13 protein-coding genes and 2 pseudogenes are annotated in these 16,975 nt (G+C 67.8%); 9 read left to right on the top strand and 6 right to left on the bottom strand.

The annotated features are described in order from the left end of the window. On the top strand, positions 1 to 698 hold a 698-nt coding region (locus AUL32_RS04745), incomplete at its 5' end, for a methyl-accepting chemotaxis protein (protein WP_244497650.1). Between the two features lie 75 nt (positions 699 to 773). Here AUL32_RS04745 and AUL32_RS04740 read toward each other — a convergent pair. The 5 genes and pseudogenes from AUL32_RS04740 to glpK all read right to left on the bottom strand — a co-directional run bounded on the left by AUL32_RS04740 (position 774) and on the right by glpK (position 6,770). Next, positions 774 to 2,036: a porin gene (locus tag AUL32_RS04740; RefSeq protein ID WP_062112182.1), complete on the bottom strand. Its 1,263-nt coding sequence runs from the start codon at positions 2,034 to 2,036 to the stop codon at positions 774 to 776. A 294-nt stretch (positions 2,037 to 2,330) separates the two neighbouring features. Next, on the bottom strand, positions 2,331 to 3,044 hold the full coding sequence (locus tag AUL32_RS04735; RefSeq protein WP_244497648.1) for a FadR/GntR family transcriptional regulator: 714 nt from the start codon (positions 3,042 to 3,044) through the stop codon (positions 2,331 to 2,333). A 217-nt stretch (positions 3,045 to 3,261) separates the two neighbouring features. Further along, entirely contained in the window at positions 3,262 to 3,618 is a 357-nt protein-coding gene (locus AUL32_RS04730) for a hypothetical protein (protein ID WP_062112180.1), read from the bottom strand. Positions 3,619 to 3,628: 10 nt separating this feature from the next. Further along, a complete protein-coding gene (locus AUL32_RS04725; protein ID WP_062112178.1) occupies positions 3,629 to 5,143 on the bottom strand; it encodes an FAD-dependent oxidoreductase in 1,515 nt (504 codons plus the stop codon). A 121-nt stretch (positions 5,144 to 5,264) separates the two neighbouring features. Beyond that, positions 5,265 to 6,770 (bottom strand): annotated as a pseudogene (glpK, locus tag AUL32_RS04720) (glycerol kinase GlpK). Between the two features lie 212 nt (positions 6,771 to 6,982). Between glpK and AUL32_RS04715 the strand changes: the two are divergent. The 5 genes and pseudogenes from AUL32_RS04715 (at position 6,983) to apnL (ending at position 12,026) form a co-directional block, all read left to right on the top strand. Beyond that, the gene (locus AUL32_RS04715; RefSeq protein WP_062112176.1) at positions 6,983 to 7,747 is read left to right on the top strand and encodes an SDR family NAD(P)-dependent oxidoreductase; all 765 of its coding nucleotides are present in this window, start codon (positions 6,983 to 6,985) and stop codon (positions 7,745 to 7,747) included. 200 nt (positions 7,748 to 7,947) lie between these two features. Continuing rightward, positions 7,948 to 8,137 (top strand): annotated as a pseudogene (locus AUL32_RS26225) (ABC transporter permease); the annotation flags it as partial. Between the two features lie 35 nt (positions 8,138 to 8,172). Then, positions 8,173 to 9,000, top strand: a complete 828-nt coding sequence (locus AUL32_RS04710; protein ID WP_062112174.1) for a phosphogluconate dehydrogenase C-terminal domain-containing protein — start codon at positions 8,173 to 8,175, stop codon at positions 8,998 to 9,000. A 66-nt stretch (positions 9,001 to 9,066) separates the two neighbouring features. Next, positions 9,067 to 10,095: a Gfo/Idh/MocA family protein gene (locus AUL32_RS04705; protein ID WP_062112172.1), complete on the top strand. Its 1,029-nt coding sequence runs from the start codon at positions 9,067 to 9,069 to the stop codon at positions 10,093 to 10,095. A 5-nt stretch (positions 10,096 to 10,100) separates the two neighbouring features. Beyond that, positions 10,101 to 12,026, top strand: coding sequence for a D-apionate lactonase (apnL, locus tag AUL32_RS04700; RefSeq protein WP_062112170.1), 1,926 nt, complete (start codon positions 10,101 to 10,103; stop codon positions 12,024 to 12,026). On the opposite strand, the gene AUL32_RS04695 is transcribed toward apnL, so the two are convergent. Then, the gene (locus AUL32_RS04695) at positions 12,014 to 12,727 is read right to left on the bottom strand and encodes a transcriptional regulator NanR (RefSeq protein ID WP_062112168.1); all 714 of its coding nucleotides are present in this window, start codon (positions 12,725 to 12,727) and stop codon (positions 12,014 to 12,016) included. The two genes, apnL and AUL32_RS04695, sit on opposite strands and share 13 nt — an antisense overlap. Positions 12,728 to 12,884: 157 nt before the next feature. On the opposite strand from AUL32_RS04695, the gene oiaX reads away from it, so the two are divergent. From oiaX to AUL32_RS04680, 3 genes are all read left to right on the top strand, one after another. Then, positions 12,885 to 14,156, top strand: a complete 1,272-nt coding sequence (gene oiaX, locus AUL32_RS04690) for a 3-oxo-isoapionate-4-phosphate decarboxylase OiaX (protein ID WP_062112166.1) — start codon at positions 12,885 to 12,887, stop codon at positions 14,154 to 14,156. Positions 14,157 to 14,176: 20 nt separating this feature from the next. After that, positions 14,177 to 15,505 (top strand): four-carbon acid sugar kinase family protein, encoded by a 1,329-nt coding sequence (locus AUL32_RS04685; protein WP_062112184.1) that lies wholly within the window; start codon positions 14,177 to 14,179, stop codon positions 15,503 to 15,505. A gap of 100 nt (positions 15,506 to 15,605) precedes the next feature. After that, positions 15,606 to 16,952 carry an MFS transporter gene (locus AUL32_RS04680; RefSeq protein ID WP_062112164.1) on the top strand — a complete coding sequence of 449 codons (1,347 nt, stop codon included), beginning with the start codon at positions 15,606 to 15,608 and terminating at the stop codon, positions 16,950 to 16,952. Positions 16,953 to 16,975 lie beyond the last annotated feature (23 nt).

The following is a 16,975-nucleotide window of genomic DNA, read 5'->3' as shown; positions in this document are numbered from 1 at the left end:
CCGCCCAGGCCGCCGAGCATGCCGGCACCACGGGCGCGGCGGTGGCGCAGTCCACCGAGGCGATGCGCGCCATCGCCGAGAAGATTGCCGTGGTGCAGGAGATCGCCCGCCAGACCGACCTCCTGGCCCTCAACGCCGCGATCGAAGCCGCCCGCGCCGGCCAGCACGGCAAGGGCTTTGCGGTGGTCGCCTCGGAGGTGCGCAAGCTTGCTGAGCGCAGCCAGGCCGCAGCCGCCGAGATCGGCGACCTCTCGTCCCGCACGCTTGTCGTGGCGGAGGATGCCGGGGCGCGGCTGGAGCGGCTGGTGCCGGACATTCGCAAGACGGCGGAGCTGGTGTCGGAGATTTCGGCGGCGTGCCGGGAGCAGTCGATCGGCATCGAGCAGATCAACCAGGCGATCGGGCAGCTCGATCAGGTGACGCAGTCGAACGCCGGGGCGGCCAACGAGATGGCGGCCACCGCCGACCAGCTTTCGGCGGAAGCCGGCCGGTTGGCGGACGAGGCCGGGCGCTTCAAGCTGTCGGACGACGCGTCCGCCCCGCGTGCCACGCAGACATCAGCTTCGAAGCCGGCGCGTGTCGATCGCGCGGAGGCGGCCTTCGAGGCGGATGGCTTCCAGCGCTCGACGCTGGTGCGCCTGCCCGGCGAGGCCTCGGCCCGTCGCATCACCTCGCTTGGTCTGAAGCGTCAAGCCTGAGCCGATCCCCAACACAAGAACGGGCGCCCCGAAAGGAGGCGCCCGTTTTCGTTCGGAAACGGATCGTCGGAGCGATCAGAAATCGCGCTGGAAGCGAAGGAAGCCGCTGGTCTGATCGACGTCACCGACGCGGTCGAAGTCGACATTGCGGTAGGAGACTTCGGCCAGCGTCGCGAATTTCGGGGTGATCTGGTAGCCGAGATTGCCGACCAGCGCGTAGTAGTCGCCCCGGCTCTCGAACGTGCCGAACTGCCCATTGGGAAGCTGCCCGAAGAAGCCGGTGTCGAAGGTGCGGCCGAACTGGCCGGCGACTGCCAGACCCAGATTGCCGAACTTCTGCGCGTAGCCGGCGCCCACGGCATATTCCAAGAAGATCGGAACGGAACCCGGCTCTGGGTTCAGGACGGTCGGGTTGTTTTCCGAGAAGGTGCGCGTCGTGGCGAGACCGGCGATCGAGGCATAGACGGTCGGGTCGAAGGCGTAGTGACCCTCGATCTTGAGCGAGGAGTCCGGCGCGATCAGGTTCTTCAGGAGCACGCCGCCCTTCAGGGCGAAAGCGTCGTTGTTGCCGTCCTGCAGACGCGTCGGCAGGCGGGGAAGGAAGATCGGGTAAAACTGCGATCCCTGATAGTCGAAGGGTTCGGCGCCGATCGCGGAAATCGCGTCTTCCTCGTTGAAGGTCTCGTCATAGACCGCCGACAGGAAGGCCCCGCCCCAGCTGCCGGAATAGACCAGCTTGGCATGGATGTCCGGCACCGCGTCGCCCGTCGCGTCGTCTTCCAGGCCGACGGTGGCCGAGAAGTTGCCCATCGCGTAGGTGTAGGAGATCTGGTTGGTGTTGAAATCGCCGACCACGAGATCGGTGTCGGTCAAAAGACCGTCTTCGATGCCGCCGATGTCGGAGGACCACATCGAATCGCGGTAACCCGCGAGCAAGCCGCCAAGCTGGACGAAGCCCTGGTCCATGGCGACGTCGTTGGCCGAGCCTGAGCGATTGGTGTTTTGAAGCCGCACGAAGGCGCGCAGAGTGCCGAGTTCGGTTTCTTCGCGAATGTCGAAGTTCAGGCGCGTGCGCAGGGCCGTGTTGACCTGGTAGTCGTCGCCTTCGAGATTCGTCGCGGGAGAGCCGGCAACGATCGTGTCGAAGCGGAGATAGCCGCCGAGATTGAAGCAGGTTTCCGTTCCGGGAATGTAATGGAAGCCGGCCCCATAGACGTCGCAGACCCGAACGTAATCGGCGGGCTCGGCCTGCGGCACGACCACGGCATCGGCCGCATGCGCGGCGGACAAAGCCGGCAGACTCACGCCGGCCGCGAAAACAAGACTACGGATCGTCATTCGAAAGCCCCCGGCATTCCTTTGGTCTCCATCCGGCGGATCGCCTGAAGCGTCCCCATCCGCCCGATTGGATTTCATGCCTTACTATCGAAACGCAAAGCGCTGACATGCTCAACCTCCGGCCGTGGTCGGGCGGCGGGTCGACCGGGATTTGAATGTGGGGTGTTGCAGGAAGCTCACGCAATCCAGCCCCGCTCGAGCGCGCCCGGACGCCTGTTCTCTCGACGTTCCGTTCGATCGCGCGCCAGGAAAACCTAGCCGGGCTTTCAGCGCTCGAATGTCTGATTCGCGGCGTCAGTCGCCGAGGGCGCTGATATCGTTGAGCGCGAGGCCGACGAGCTCGGCCATGGTGCTACGGGCCAGTTCGGGATCGCCCTTCTCGATGGCCAGAAACACGGCGAGATGCTCGGGCAGAGGATCGCGCGGCATCTGCCCGTCGCGCGCCTTGAACATCGTGGTCCACCGAACCGCCGAGGCGATGCCGCTGGCCAGCGTGCCCAAGGCTTCGTTACCGGTCGCTCCGAGAATCAACTCGTGGAACAGCCGGTCGGCGTTGCGCCCCTCCTCCACCGCCAAGCCGTGCCGTTCCATACCCTCCAGCGCACGGCGCAGTTCCGCGATCTGCTCGGGCGTGCGGCGCTCTGCGGCGAGCGCCGCCGCCGCGGGCTCAACGATCTGACGCAGCTCGAAGAGCTCGCGCAGGAACGTCGGGTCCGGCGCGCCGCTCTCGAAGATCCAGCGCAGGACATCGGGGTCCAGGAAGTGCCATGTGTTGCGCGGGCTGATGCGAGTTCCCGCCTTGGGGCGGCTGTGTACCAAGCCTTTGGCGGCGAGAATGCGAACGGCTTCCCGGTAGGCGGTGCGCGACACCTGCAACTGCTCGGAGAAGGTCACCTCGTTCGGCAGGAGTTCGTTCGGCTCGTAGCGCCCAGTCAGGATGGCCGTGCCGATCTCCTGCGCGATCGAGCCGTGCAGACGCAGGGATTGCCGTGCGGGCGTGCGCCTCACGGGTACGATGTCGATGACCAGCGTCGCGTCTCCCCTGTTCCCACCACGCCCTTCCCCGACGCAATGCCTCCGAAGGCAAGTGCAGCACAATCCGGCGCATTGCTCTAGGGGCTCGGGCGAAGCGCGATTCTGTTTTACCCCATCCCAAGAGATGTTTTGTCGGAGTAATTCGGGGAAATGTCCATGCTGATCGCGCGGCGAGCGAGCGAGAGCGCCGTCATGAGCTGGCGGGCAGCCTGTCGCCGGCCTCGCGCTGCGCATCGGCAAGTGCCGCGAACCAATCGGCATAGGGTGTCGAGCGCACCATCCGCTGGTTGAAATCCGCAGCCCCGTCCGTCCACCAGACGAGGCCGCGTTCGCCGAGATCGCGCTTGGCTTCATCCACGGCGCCGCGCGCCGCGCGCAGGGCCGCGTCGTCCCCCGTGCGCTTGGCGGCTCCCACCGCGCGCCGGGCCGCCATGAGGCGCTTCACCCCGTCTTCCCGCTCGGCCTCCGAAAGGCTGGGGTTCGACATGCGCCAGAGCCGTCCGCGCACCACGAAATAGCGCCCGTCCGGCGTCACGGGATAGCGCATGCCCTTCGCCCTATCGCTCCCACTCCGCTTCGGTCTCCAGCGCCGCCTTGTCGCGCTTGCAGGTGACCAGCGCCTCCCCACCCGTCTCGTCGCGGATTCGAAGCGCGAAATCACGCTGCTCTGCCGAACCGTCCATCTCGGCATGAGCGATTCCATCGGCATGGCCGACATAGCGAAGGCTCGTGCCGTAATGGGCGCTCCAGAAGAACGGCACGTCCTCGAAACGTTCACCCTCTCCCAAGAGGACGCGGGCGACATGCTGGCCCTGCCGCTCGGCATGGACCCAGTGTTCGATCCGCTGGCGTCCCTCGCCCGTCGGGCGACGAAGGTTCGCGACATCGCCGGCCGCGAAGATGCCGGGATAGGAAGTTTCCAACCGGGCATCAACGAGAATGCCGCCGCCCTGCTCGCGCGTCGCGAGTTCGAGCCCGGCCTCGCTCGCGAGATCCACCCGGGGCGAGACACCGAGGCCGAGAACGAGGAAGTCGGCAGGGAGTCTCGTCCCATCCTCCAGCACGGCCGCCGATCCATCGAAGGAGCGGACCTTGCCCTGGTGAAAGCGCACGCCGTTTTCCTCATGCAGGCCGCGAACCATCCGGCCGACCTCTTTGCCCAGCACCTTGCGCATCGGAATCTCGCCGGGCGCGACCACGTCCACCTCGACGCCGCGCCCCCGCAGCGAAGCCGCCGCCTCCAGCCCGATGAAGCTGGCGCCGACCACCAGTGCCCGCTTGCCCTCGCGGGCCTCTGCGATGATCGCGTCGGCATCCGCCAGACTGCGCAGGACATGGACATTCGCTCGATCGAAGCCCGGCGTGTCCGGCCGCTGCGGCGCCGCGCCGGTCGCGATCACCAAGGCGTCGAAGGCCAGCGCCTCGCGCCCGTTCAACCGGATCGTCCGGTCCAAGGGATCGATCACTTCCACGCGCGCGCCGCTGCGCAAGGTGACGCCGCTTTCGGTCAGGAAGGCCATTTCCTTGAAGGCGACGCCGGTGCGCTCCTTCTTGCCAGCAAGATACTGCTTGGAGCAGAAGGTCCGATCGTAGGGCGCGTCGTCTTCTTCGCCGATCAACGTGACATGACGCCCGGCGCCGCGCTTGGCGAGTTCGTGGGCGCAGGCGAAGCCGGCCGCGCCGGTGCCCAAAATAAGGATGCGGTCGGGCGCGCTGGGCACCGGCCTAGGCCGCGCCGCGTCGGTTTGCGGCCCTACGGTAATGCGCCCCTCTCGCTCCTCCACGAGGTAGCAGGAGAGCGGGGCGAGAGCGGGCGCGGCCACCGCCTCGCCCGTGTCGGCGGAAAAACGGGCATGGTGCCAGGGGCAACGGATTTCGCCGCCGGCCAGGAGCCCCGTGTCGAGCATGGCGCCGAGATGGGTGCATTTGGCCGAAAAGGCGCGCAGGCCCGCTTCGCTGCGCACCAGGATCACCGCCACCTCGCCCACCGTGCCGCGCAGCGTCGCGCCGGGGGCGAGATCGGACGAGGCGATCCCCTGGGTGAAGTCCGGTCCCTTGCTCTTTTCAGCCATGCGTCGCGCCCTTGTCTGGAATCCTTCCAGGCAAATCGGCCGCCGGCCGTGTGGTTCCCCTGTGGCCCGGCGTGCTTCGTCGAAGCGGCATGGCTACCGCCTCGCCTGACACGTCCTATGCCTATGTCGCGAGTGCCGGCAGGTCGCTGAGGGTCCGGCGCACGGCCTGACCCAGCCGGCGGGCTTTCGCCCGCGCAGGGCGGCATCCATGCCGAGCTCGAAGGTCCGGTCGAGGCGCCAGCGTTCCGCAAAACGCGCCTGGTCCGGCCAGGCGCCGCAATGCTGGCCGGCGAGCCAAGCGGCGCCCAGCGCCGTGGTCTCCAGCACCACGGGCCGGTCCACCGGCGCGTCCAGAATGTCAGCGAGGCGCTGCATGGTCCAGTCGCTCACCACCATGCCGCCATCGACGCGCAGTTTCGTCTCGCTTGCCCCCGGCCAGTCCGCTTGCATGACCTGAAGCAGGTCGGCGGTCTGGAAGCACACCGCCTCCAGCGCCGCACGGGCGAACTCGTCCGGCCCCGTGTTTACGGGTAAGGCCGTAGATAACGCCCCGCGCCTCCGCGTTCCACCAAGGCGCGCCAAGGCTTGTGAACGCCGGCACGACGAACAAGTCCTGCTCCTCGCTCGCACGCGCCGCCATGGCGCCGGTGTCGCTTGCTCTCTCCACTATGCGCAGCCCGTCGCGCAGCCGTTGCACCGCCGCCCCGGCGATGAAGATCGAGCCTTCCAGCGCATAGGTCGTCCGGCCGTTCAGCCGATAGGCGACCGTGGACAGTAGGCGATTGCGCCAGGGCGCGCGCTCAGGGCCCGTGTTGAGAACGGCGAAGCAGCCGGTGCCGTAGGTCGACTTCATCATGCCGGGCTGGAAACGGGCATTGCCGAGCGTCGCAGCGTGCTGGTCTCCCGCCATGCCGCAGATCGTGATCGGCGCGCCGAAGAGCTGGGCCTTCGTCGCACCGAAATCGGCCGCGCAGTCCCTCACCTCAGGCAGAAGCGACAGCGGCACGCGCAGAAGCCGGCAAAGCTCCTCGTCCCAGGCGTTGCGGTCGATGTCGAACAGCATGGTGCGCGCGGCATTGGTCGTGTCGGTGGCGTGGACGCGGCCGCCAATCAGCCGCCAGAGACGGAAACTGTTCACGGTTCCGAACGCCAACTTGCCGCGCTCGGCCAGCGCCCGCGCCCTGTCCACATGATCCAGCAGCCACGCGAGCTTGGTTCCGGCGAAATAGGGATCAATCACGAGGCCGGTTCGCGCCTGGATCATCTCCTCCGCGCCGTCGGACACGAGGCGGCGGCAGGTTTCGGCGGTGCGCCGGTCCTGCCAGACGATGGCGTTGTGGTTCGCCTCGCCCGTGTCGCGGTTCCACAGGACTGTCGTCTCGCGCTGGTTGGTGATGCCGAGAGCGGAAAGATCGCCGGCCGAGAGCGAGGCGTCGGCCAGCGCGGTCTTCACGGTGGAGACGACGCTGCGCCAGATGGCTTCGGGATCGTGCTCCACCCAGCCGGAACGCGGCAGGATCTGCTCGAACTCCTCCTGCCTGACGCCGACCACGCGGAAATCCGCGTCGAAGACGATGGCCCGCGACGAGGTCGTACCCTGGTCGATGGCGAGGATATAGCCGCTCATGCCCGCGCCCCCGCTCGGCCGCGCTAAGTACCTGCCAAGGCGCGCCGCCCGCAACCGTCCGCTGATCTCCACAAGGCTTGTCCCTTCCCGACCCGTTGTCACCGAGGGCAATCCAGAGCCAGGACGGCGGCCGAGGAACAGACCCGTCGGTGTCTTTCCTCTTCGCCCGGCGCAGCGTAGAGCGCCGCGCAGAAGCAGACGGAGAAGCGGATATGACCAAGCTGGCGGTGGTGACGGGCGGCAACACGGGCATCGGGCGGCATCTCGCCCTCGCCTTCGCCAAGGCAGGGCACGCCGTCGCCTTCAGCTACAAGCTGGACGAAACGGCGTCGGCGTCGCTCGTCAGCGAGATCAAGGCGGCTGGCGGCCGGGCGCTGGGGCTCGAATGCGACGCCGGGCGATCGGCCGAGGTCAACGCCTTCTTCGACGCGGCGGAGCGCTGGCACGGCTCGGCACCCGACGTCCTCGTCAACAATGCCGGCATCCAGACCTGGAGCTCGCTTCTCGATCTCGCGGAGGAGGACTGGGACCGGGTGATCGCGACCAATCTCAAAGGCACGTTCCTCAACACGCAGGCCGCCGCTCGGCGGATGGTGGCAGCCGGGAAAGGCGGCGCCTTCGTCAATATCGGCTCGGGCTGCAACAAGCTCGCCTTCCCCAAGCTGGTGGACTACACGGCCTCCAAGGGCGGCATCGAGCAATTGACCAAGGTCTCGGCCGCCGAGCTTGGGCCCTACGGCATCCGTGTCAACTGCGTGGCGCCCGGCGCCATCCTCAACGAGCGCACGCTTCAGGAAGCCCCAGATTATGCCGCCAGCTGGGGCCGCATCACGCCGCTGCGCCGAGCCGGCACGGCCGAGGATATCGCCGGCCCGGTCCTGTTCTTCGCCAGCGAGGCCGCCAGCTTCGTCACCGGGCAGACGCTCTGGGTGGATGGCGGCGTCTTCACCCAAGCCAACTGGCCGCAGGACGCTTGATCCCCAATCACCCAACTGGCAAACTCATTATACCAGTTGACGAGAAAACCGAGGATTGTCATTGTCCCGTCACCGCTGCGGGGAGGCAGCGCTCGAGTCGAGGATCGCGAAGCCGAAGACGGCCGATCGCTCGCCGTCGAGAGTCTCGGGAGGACGATCCATGTTCAAGCAGGTTCTTCAGTCCGGCGCGGCCGCGGCCACACCCCGCCAAGGGCGAGACCTTCAAGCTTGATGCCATCGCGGCGACGGTGCTCGGCGGCACGACCATTTCGGGTGGGCGTGGCAAGATCGGCGGCGCCTTCGTCCATCGCGGCCGTCGTGGTCGACCAGTTCCAGCAACGCCTGCAGCAGCGCATCGCGCTTCGGCGTCAAGCGGCCCTCGGCCGCTGACGGCAGGTTCTCTCTTCGCAGTGAAAGGAAAAGGCATGACAAGTATCGCTCTGTTCGGAGCCGGCGGAAAGATGGGCTACCGCCTCGCCAGCAATCTGAAGGGCTCGCGCTTCGACGTGCGGCATGTCGAGCTGAGCGAAGCCGGCCGCGAGCGCCTGAAGTCAGGCCTCGGCTTCGACTGCGTGCCGCAGGAGAAGGCGCTCGAGGGCGCCGAGGTGGTGATCCTCGCCGTGCCCGATACGGCGATCGGCAAGGTGGCGAGCGGTATTAACGCGCAGCTGAAGCCCGGCACGATGGTCGTGGTGCTCGACGCCGCCGCCCCCTTCGCGGGCCATCTGCCGGAGCGCGCCGACCTGACCTATTTCGTGACCCATCCCTGCCATCCGCCGATCTTCAACGACGAGACCGACCCGGCGGCCAAGCGCGACTTCTTCGGCGGCATCGCGGCCAAGCAGCACATCACCTCAGCCCTGATGCAGGGGCCGGAGGAGCATTACGCGCTGGGCGAGGAAGTGGCCAAGGTGATCTGGGCGCCGGTCATGCGCTCGCATCGCGTCACCGTCGAGCAGATGGCGCTTCTGGAGCCCGGCCTGTCGGAGACGGTCTGCGCCAGCCTTCTGGTGGCGATGCGCGAAGCGATGGACGAGGTGGTTCGGCGCGGCGTGCCGAAGGAGGCCGCGCGCGACTTCCTGCTCGGCCACATGAACGTCCTCGGTGCCGTGATCTTCGAGGAAACGCCGGGCGTCTTCTCCGACGCCTGCAACAAGGCGATCGAGTTCGGCAAGCCGATGCTGATGCGCGACGACTGGAAAAAGGTCTTCGAGCCCGAAGAGCTCGCCGCCTCGATCCGCCGCATCACCTGACCGCTACGACACCCCGCCCGAGTTCCGGCTCGGGCGGGCCCCGCTGAGAATTGGGAGATCTAGTCAATGAGCGAACTGCGTGGCGCCCTGATCGGCTGCGGCTTCTTCGCCGTCAATCAGATGAACGCCTGGGCCGACCTTCCCGGCGTGCGGATGGTCGCGATCTGCGACCGGGACGAGGCGCGCCTCGCGGCCATGGGCGAGCGGTTCGGCATCGCGGCGCGCTACCGCGACGCGGCCGAGATGCTGCGCGCCGAGAAGCCCGACTTCGTGGACATCGCCACCACCGCACCGAGCCACCGCGCGCTGGCGGAGCTCGCCGCCTCGCTCGCCATTCCCGTGATCTGCCAGAAGCCCTTTGCGCCGACGATGAATGATGCGCGCGCCATGGTCGCGGCCTGCGAGCGTGCGGGCGTGCCGTTGATGGTGCACGAGAATTTCCGCTGGCAGTCGCCTATCCTCGCGGTGCGCGCGGCTCTCGATGCCGGCACGATCGGCGCGCCCTTCTTCGGCCGCGTCTCGTTCCGCTCGGCCTATGACGTCTATTCCGGCCAGCCTTATCTCGCCGAAGGCGAGCGCTTCATCATCGAGGATCTCGGCATCCACGCGCTCGACATCGCCCGCTTCCTGTTCGGCGACGTCGCGGCCATCACGACGCGCACCACCCGCGTCAACCCGCGCATTCGCGGCGAGGATGTCGCCACCATGCTGCTCGACCACGAGAGCGGGATGCATTCCGTCGTGGACTGCTCCTATGCGACGCGGCTGGAGGAGGAACGCTTTCCTCAGACGCTGGTGGAAATTGATGGAACCGAGGGCACGATCCGCCTCGACGCCGGCTATCGCCTCAGCGTGACGGATGCGGACGGCACACGCCACGAGGATGTCTCCCCGCCCCTTTTGAGCTGGGCCGAGCGCCCTTGGCACAATATCCAGGAAAGCGTCTTCCTAATCCAGAAACACTGGGTGGAAGCGCTTGCAGCCGGGCGCGAGCCCGACACGTCAGGCCGCGACAATCTAAAGACGCTGGCGCTGGTGGAGGCGGCCTACCAAGGCGCGGCGTCCCGCCAGACCATCGATCCGGCAACGGTCTGAGACCTATGAGCGACCGCCTCAAGCTCTACGGCACCGCCGAGCCGCCCGCCGCCTCGTGCCGCCTCAGCGCCGGACCGCTGTCCGTCGAACTCGTGTCGGGCCAGCTTCGCGCCATTCGCTTCGCCGGGCACGAAGTTTTGCGCTCCATCGCCTATGTCGTGCGGGACCGCGACTGGGGCACCTACGATCCGCCGATCGCCGATCTCGCCACCGAGGAAACGGCAGAGCGCTTCACCGTCCGCTTCACCGCTGAATGCGAGGCGCCTGACGGCGCGCGTCTGCGCATCCGCGCGGCGATCACCGGCGAGGCGACCGGCCATCTCTCCTTCGAGGCGGAGGCGGTGCCGGAGGGCGCGTTCGAGACCAATCGCTGCGGCTTCTGCGTGCTGCATCCGATCGAAGGCGTCGCCGGCACGCCGGCCGAGGTCACGCATGTCGACGGGTCGGTGGAAGGGAGCCGCTTTCCCGACCTGATCGAGCCCTGGCAGCCCTTCAAGGACATTCGCGCGATCACGCACGAGGTCGCTCCCGGTCTGCGGGCCACCTGCCGAATGGAGGGCGACACGTTCGAGATGGAGGACCAGCGGGCCTGGTCCGACGCCTCCTACAAGACCTATGTGCGCCCGCTCGCGCTGCCCTGGCCCTACCGGATGGAGAGCGGCACCCCCGACCGTCAGGCGGTGATGCTGACAGTTTCAGGCGAGAATGCGGTGCCGGTGTCCATCCCGGAAGGCCCAATCGAAATCCTCTGCGGCGAAGCCACCGCCGAGACGATGCTGGGCTTCGGCGTGGCGATCGCGCCGGACGAGGCCGAGGCAGCCTTGGCGGCGATCGGCCGGCTGCGCGCGCTGGCGCCGCAGTTCCTCCTGTTCCATTTCGATCCCGGCGCCGGCCACGGGGCGGAAAGCCTCCAACGCTTCGCCGCGCTGGCGGAGGCCCTGCCCGGCACCGAGAGCGCGCTCGAATTCGTGGTGCCCACCGGCGGCGATTTCGCGAAAGCGCTGGAGCTGGGCGCGGCGGCGATCCGCGCCGCCGGGCTTCGGCTCGACACCGTGATCGTCGGTCCCGACGTCGATCGGCAATCCACGCCGCCCGGCAGCCGATGGCCGGACTGCCCGCCGCTGGAAGCGATCTACGAGGCGGCGCGGCAGGCCTTTCCCGGCCTTCGTCTCGGCGGCGGCATGTTCAGCTATTTCACCGAGTTGAACCGCAAGCGCGTTCCGGTCGAAAGGCTCGACTTCGTAACCCACGCCACCTGCCCCATCGTCCACGCGGCGGACGATCGCAGCGTCATGGAAACGCTGGAGGCGATCCCCTTCATCACCCGATCGACGCGGGCCTTCATCGGCGACATGCCCTTCCGGCTCGGCCCGACCACGATCGGCATGCGGCAGAACCCCTATGGCTCGCGCACCATGCCGAACCCGGAGAACCAGCGCGTGCCCATGGCCGCGAACGACCCGCGTGGCCGCGCCCTGTTCGGCGCCGCCTGGCTCGCCGGCTACGCCGCGCGGCTGGCCGGCAGCGGGCTGGAAGCCTGGTGCGGCGCCTCCTTCGCGGGTCCGCGCGGGCTGCTTGTGGAAGACGGCAAGGTTGCGCCGCCCTTCCATGTCGCGAGCGGCTTGGGCCGGGCCGCGGGCGCTCCGCGTCTCACGCTCACCTCCGCCGCGCGCGGGCGCGTGGACGGATTCGCTTATCGCGACGAGGACGGTCGCGCGGTCGTCTGGCTCGCCAATCTGACGGGCGATCCACAGGCGGCGCGTCTCGCCGGGCGCTGGAGCCTGTCGATTCTGGACGAAGCGAGTTTTGCGGAAAGCGCCACGGGCGAAATGCCCGCGAGCCTTCCCGCAGGCGACGCCATCCATCTGGCGCCCTATGCCGTGGCGCGGCTCGTCGCGCTCGACGCCTCGCTGGAGGGTCAGGACGCCTGATGCACGTAGAGCGCGCGGGATCGTTCGAGATGGCGGATCAGGGCGGCCTCGGCGCGCTCCGAGTCGTTGCGCGAAATGGCGTCCAGGATTTCCTCGTGCTCCACCAGCGTGAGGTTTTCCTTGCCGGTCCAGATCAGCATTTCGGTGTGATATTCCTTCAACCAGCCGAGCATGGAGGCCGACACCGCCTCGAAGATCGGATTGCCGCAGATCGCGGCGATGCGCGTGTGGAAGCGCATGTCGGCGGCGATGAAGATTTCCGGCATGCCCAACGCCTCGGCCTGCGTGTCGAGCAGCGCGCGCAGGGCTGCGACATCCCCCGGCGTCGCCTTCTCGGCGGCTTGGCGCACGATGCCGCGCTCGAAGAAAATGCGCGCCTCCTTCAGGTGGCCGAGCGCGGAGGGCGAGGTCGAGAGCATGATCTCGGCCGCCATGTCCACCTGCGAGATGACCGAGCGCGGCGTCAGCGGCAGGACGCGCGCCCGCTCGCCGTGCGAGATGGCGATGAGGCCGATATTGCTGAGGCTCTGCATGGCCTCGCGGATCGCCGGCCGCCCCACGCCGAAGCGCTCCATCAGCTCCCGCTCGGAGGGCATGACGTCGCCGGGCTTCAGCGTCCCGTCCGTCACCATGGTCTTCAGGCGGTCGAAAATCTGGCTCGACAGCTTGCGGCGGACGATCGGCTCGGACGGCGTCACCATGGAAGACCCTTCGGACGGAGATCACATCTCGGTCATCGCTCCGTGCGAAGCGAAACCGTCTGGTATGATGATTATACCAGCATGGCGTGTCGTGAACAGAGACTAAGTTTCGCGCGCGAGAGAGTGCGCCGCCAAGCCCTCAGCGGGAAGACCCGACATGTCCGATAGAATCGTTCTCACCTATCGTATCGAAACGCCGGGCAGCGTCGAGAAGATGGCGACCAAGATCGCCAGCGACCAGTCCACCGGCACGTTTGTTCCCTTGCCCGGCGAAACGCCCGAACTCAAGGCGCGTGTCGCCGCCCGTGTGCTGGCGGTGCGCCCGCTCGATCCCGTGTCTGAGCCCGCCTTCGGCCGCACGCATGAAGACCTGAAATCCGTCCAGACGTTCAACTGCGGCGAGGCCGACATCGCCTTTCCCCTCGAGGCGATCGGCACCGATCTCGCCGCGCTGATGACGATCGCGATCGGCGGCACCTATTCGATCAAGGGCTTCAGCGGCATCCGCGTCACCGGGCTGCAACTCCCCGCTCCCTTCGCCGACGCCTATCCCGGCCCGCAATTCGGCATTCCCGGCTCCAAGCGGCTGACGGGCGTCGAGGGTCGCCCGATCATCGGCACGATCGTGAAGCCCGCGCTGGGCCTCAGCCCCAGCGAGAGCGCCACCATGGTGAAGGAGCTGGTGGAAGCCGGCGTCGATTTCATCAAGGACGACGAGAAGCTGATGAGCCCCGCCTACTCTCCGCTCGCGGAGCGGGTGAAGGCGATCATGCCCGTCATTCTCGACCACGAGCAGCGCACCGGCAAGAAGGTGATGTATGCCTTCGGCATCTCGGCCACCGACCCCGACGAAATGATGCGAAACCACGATCTCGTCGCCGAGGCCGGCGGCAACGCGGCCGTCGTCAACATCAATTCGATCGGCATGGGCGCCATGAGCTTTTTGCGCAGGCGCTCCCGGCTGGTGCTGCACGCCCATCGCAACGGCTGGGATATCCTCACCCGGCACCCCTCGCTGGGGATGGATTTCGCCGTCTACGAGAAGTTCTGGCGCCTGCTCGGGGTGGACCAGTTTCAGATCAACGGCATCGCGGCCAAATACTGGGAGCCGGACGAATCCTTCGTGCGCTCGTTCCAGGCGCTGGGCCGGCCGATCTTCTCGGAGGCCGACAAGCCGCTGCCCGTGGTCTGTTCCGGCCAGTGGGGCGGGCAGGCGCCGGCGACCTTCGCGGCCCTGCGCACCACGGACATCATGTATCTCTGCGGCGGCGGCGTCGTCAGCCATCCCGGCGGCCCCGGAGCCGGCGTGCGCGCCGTCCGCCAGGCCTGGGATGCGGCCACGGCCGGCATTCCGCTGGAAACCCACGCCCGAACCCATCCCGAACTGAAGGCCTCGCTGGAAACCTTCAGCTCCGGCGCCGGCGCGTGACGACCCGAATGGAGCCTGCCATGACGAGCCCCCTTCTTCTCACCTTCTACGGCGACGATCTCACCGGCTCGACCGATGTGATGGAGGCCTTGGCGCTACGCGGCGTCGAGACCGTTCTCTTCCTCGACGTGCCGACCGAAGCCCAGCGCGCCCGCTTTCCCCATGCCCGAGCGATCGGCGTCGCGGGCACGAGCCGCAGCGAAACGCCGCGCTGGATGGACGAGAACCTGACGCCGGTCTTCCTCTGGATGGCTTCGGAAGGCGCGGAAATCGCCCATTACAAGGTCTGCTCGACCTTCGATTCCTCGCCCGCGATCGGCTCCATCGGCCGCGCGCTGGAGATCGGCCATGCCGCCTTCGGCGGGCTGCCCGTGCCGATCCTCGTCGGCGCGCCGCAGCTCAAGCGCTACACCGCCTTCGGCGAGCTCTTCGCCGCCTATCGCGGCGAGGTTTTCCGCATCGACCGGCATCCGGTCATGAGCCGCCATCCCGTCACCCCCATGCGAGAGGCGAACCTCCGCCGGCATCTCGCCGAACAGACCGCCGTCTCCATCGCGCTCCTCGACCATCTCGCGCTCACGGACGGCGAGGCCGACGGGCGGGTGGACGCGGCCCTGGAGGCGGGCCCGGGCGCCCTCCTGATCGACGTGCTCGACCCCGCCACGCAGCGCGCCGCCGGGCGGCAGCTTCGCCGCCTCGCGGCCAAGGGCTCGCGCTTTGTGGTCGGCTCGTCCGGCGTCGAGTATGCGCTGGCGGAAAGCTGGCGCGAGGATGGGACGATCACGGAAGCCGGCGGTTTCGACCCGCTGGAGCCCGTTGAGCGCCTCGCCGTGGTTTCGGGAAGCTGCTCCCCCACCACCGAGCGCCAGATCCGATTTGCCGAAACGCAAGGGTTCACCGCCATCGCCCTCGACCCCCGGCTTTTCGTAGCCGGCGACAGCGCGGGGATCGAAGCCGGTCGCACGGAGGCGCTCGGGTATCTGGCGGCGGGCCAGAGCGTCATCGTCTACACCGCGCTTGGGCCGGAGAGCGATCTCGGTGCCGAGATCGCCGGAAACGAGGGCGCGCGCCATGCGATCGGGCGCGGCCTGGGGCGGTTGCAGGCCGATCTCGTGCGCGGGGCCGGCCTGTCCCGCGCCGTGATCGCCGGCGGCGACACGTCGAGCCACGCGCTGCGCCAGCTCGGCGTCCATGCCCTCACGCCGCGCATGCCGCTGGCCGAGACACCCGGCTCGCCCGTGTCCACCGCCCATAGCGAGAACCCCGCCTTCCACGGGCTGGAGATCGCGCTGAAGGGCGGCCAGGTCGGCAACGACGACTATTTCGTGCGGATTCGCGACGGGGTCTGACCCCTCTCCCGTCCGCACCGAGACCGAAGACCCGACGAAACGCGGCTGCCCGACATGCTCGGGCGGAACGACCGCGTTTGCCCTGAAGGAGGAGGCAGACATGGCAGCAGTGCAATCCGATGTCGAAACATCGGCAATTTCCAAGATCGTCTGGCGGCTGGTGCCGTTTCTCGGACTGATGTTCTTCATCAACTTCCTGGACCGGACCGCCATCGGCTTCGCCGGGCCGAACGGCATGACCCAGGATCTCCGCCTCACGGCCGCGCAGTTCGGCTTCGCCGCCGGCATCTTCTTCTTGGGCTACATCCTTTTGGAAATTCCCAGCAACCTCGCGCTTCACAAGTTCGGCGCGCGGCGCTGGCTGGCGCGCATCATGGTGAGCTGGGGCATCGTCTCGCTGCTCTTCACATTCGTGCAGACCGGCACGCAGCTCTATTGGCTTCGCTTCCTGCTCGGCATCGCCGAGGCCGGCTTCTTTCCCGGCGCGATCCTGTTCCTCAGCCTTTGGGTTCCGGCGCGCCACCGCGCCAAGGTCCTGGCCGTGTTCTATGTCGCGCAGCCGCTGACCACGGTGATCGGCGCGCCGCTCGCCTCGCTCCTGATCGACATGCACGGGCTCTTCGGCCTCGAAGGCTGGCGCGTCATGTTCGCGGGCGTCTCGATTCCGGCCATCATCATCGGCATCGTCACCTATTTCTACCTGCCGGACACGCCGAACGACGCCAAATGGCTGACCCCGGCCGAGCGCGCCTGGCTGAACGAAGAGCTGGCCCGCGAGGACAAGACGAAGTCCTCGGGCGGCCACATCTCCGGCAAGGCGCTGCGGGACGGCCGCGTCTGGACCCTCGCGCTCATCTATTTCGGCTTCATCTACGGGCTTTATGCGCTCGGCTTCTTCCTGCCGACCATCATCGGCGGCTTCGAAGCGCAGTTCGGCACCAAATTCACCGTGATGCAGCGCGGGCTGATCACCGCGATCCCCTATCTCCCGGCGGCCGTCGCGCTCATTCTCTGGAGCCGGGATGCCTCACGCCGCGGCGTGCGACCCTGGCACATCGGCATTCCCGCCGTGCTCGGCGCGGTGACGATTCCGCTCGCGCTTTCCATGCAGAGCCCGACCGCGACGATCGCCGTCATCACGCTCACGGCCTGCGCCATCTTCTCGGCGCTGCCGAACTTCTGGAGCTTCCCGGCCCGCTTCCTCACCGGCGCGGGCGCGGCGGCCGGCATCGCGCTTATCAACACGATGGGCAATATGGCGGGCTTTGCCGCTCCCTACATCACCGGCGCGGTGAAGGACTGGACCGGCGGCTACGGCGTTCCCATGACGATCGTCGGCGGCTTCATGGCCTTGTCGGCCGTACTCGCCTTCACCTTCCTGTCGCGCCTGCCTGGCCCCGGCGAGACGACGGCTCAGCCGAGCCGCCCGGTGAGCCGAGCGGCCTGACGGTCCACCCAAGACGGCCCGCC

This window comes from Aureimonas sp. AU40 (genome assembly GCF_001463785.1).
Lineage (GTDB): Bacteria > Pseudomonadota > Alphaproteobacteria > Rhizobiales > Rhizobiaceae > Aureimonas.
Note: the sequence above shows the minus strand (reverse complement) of the source record. Positions and strands in the feature narration are given on the sequence as shown.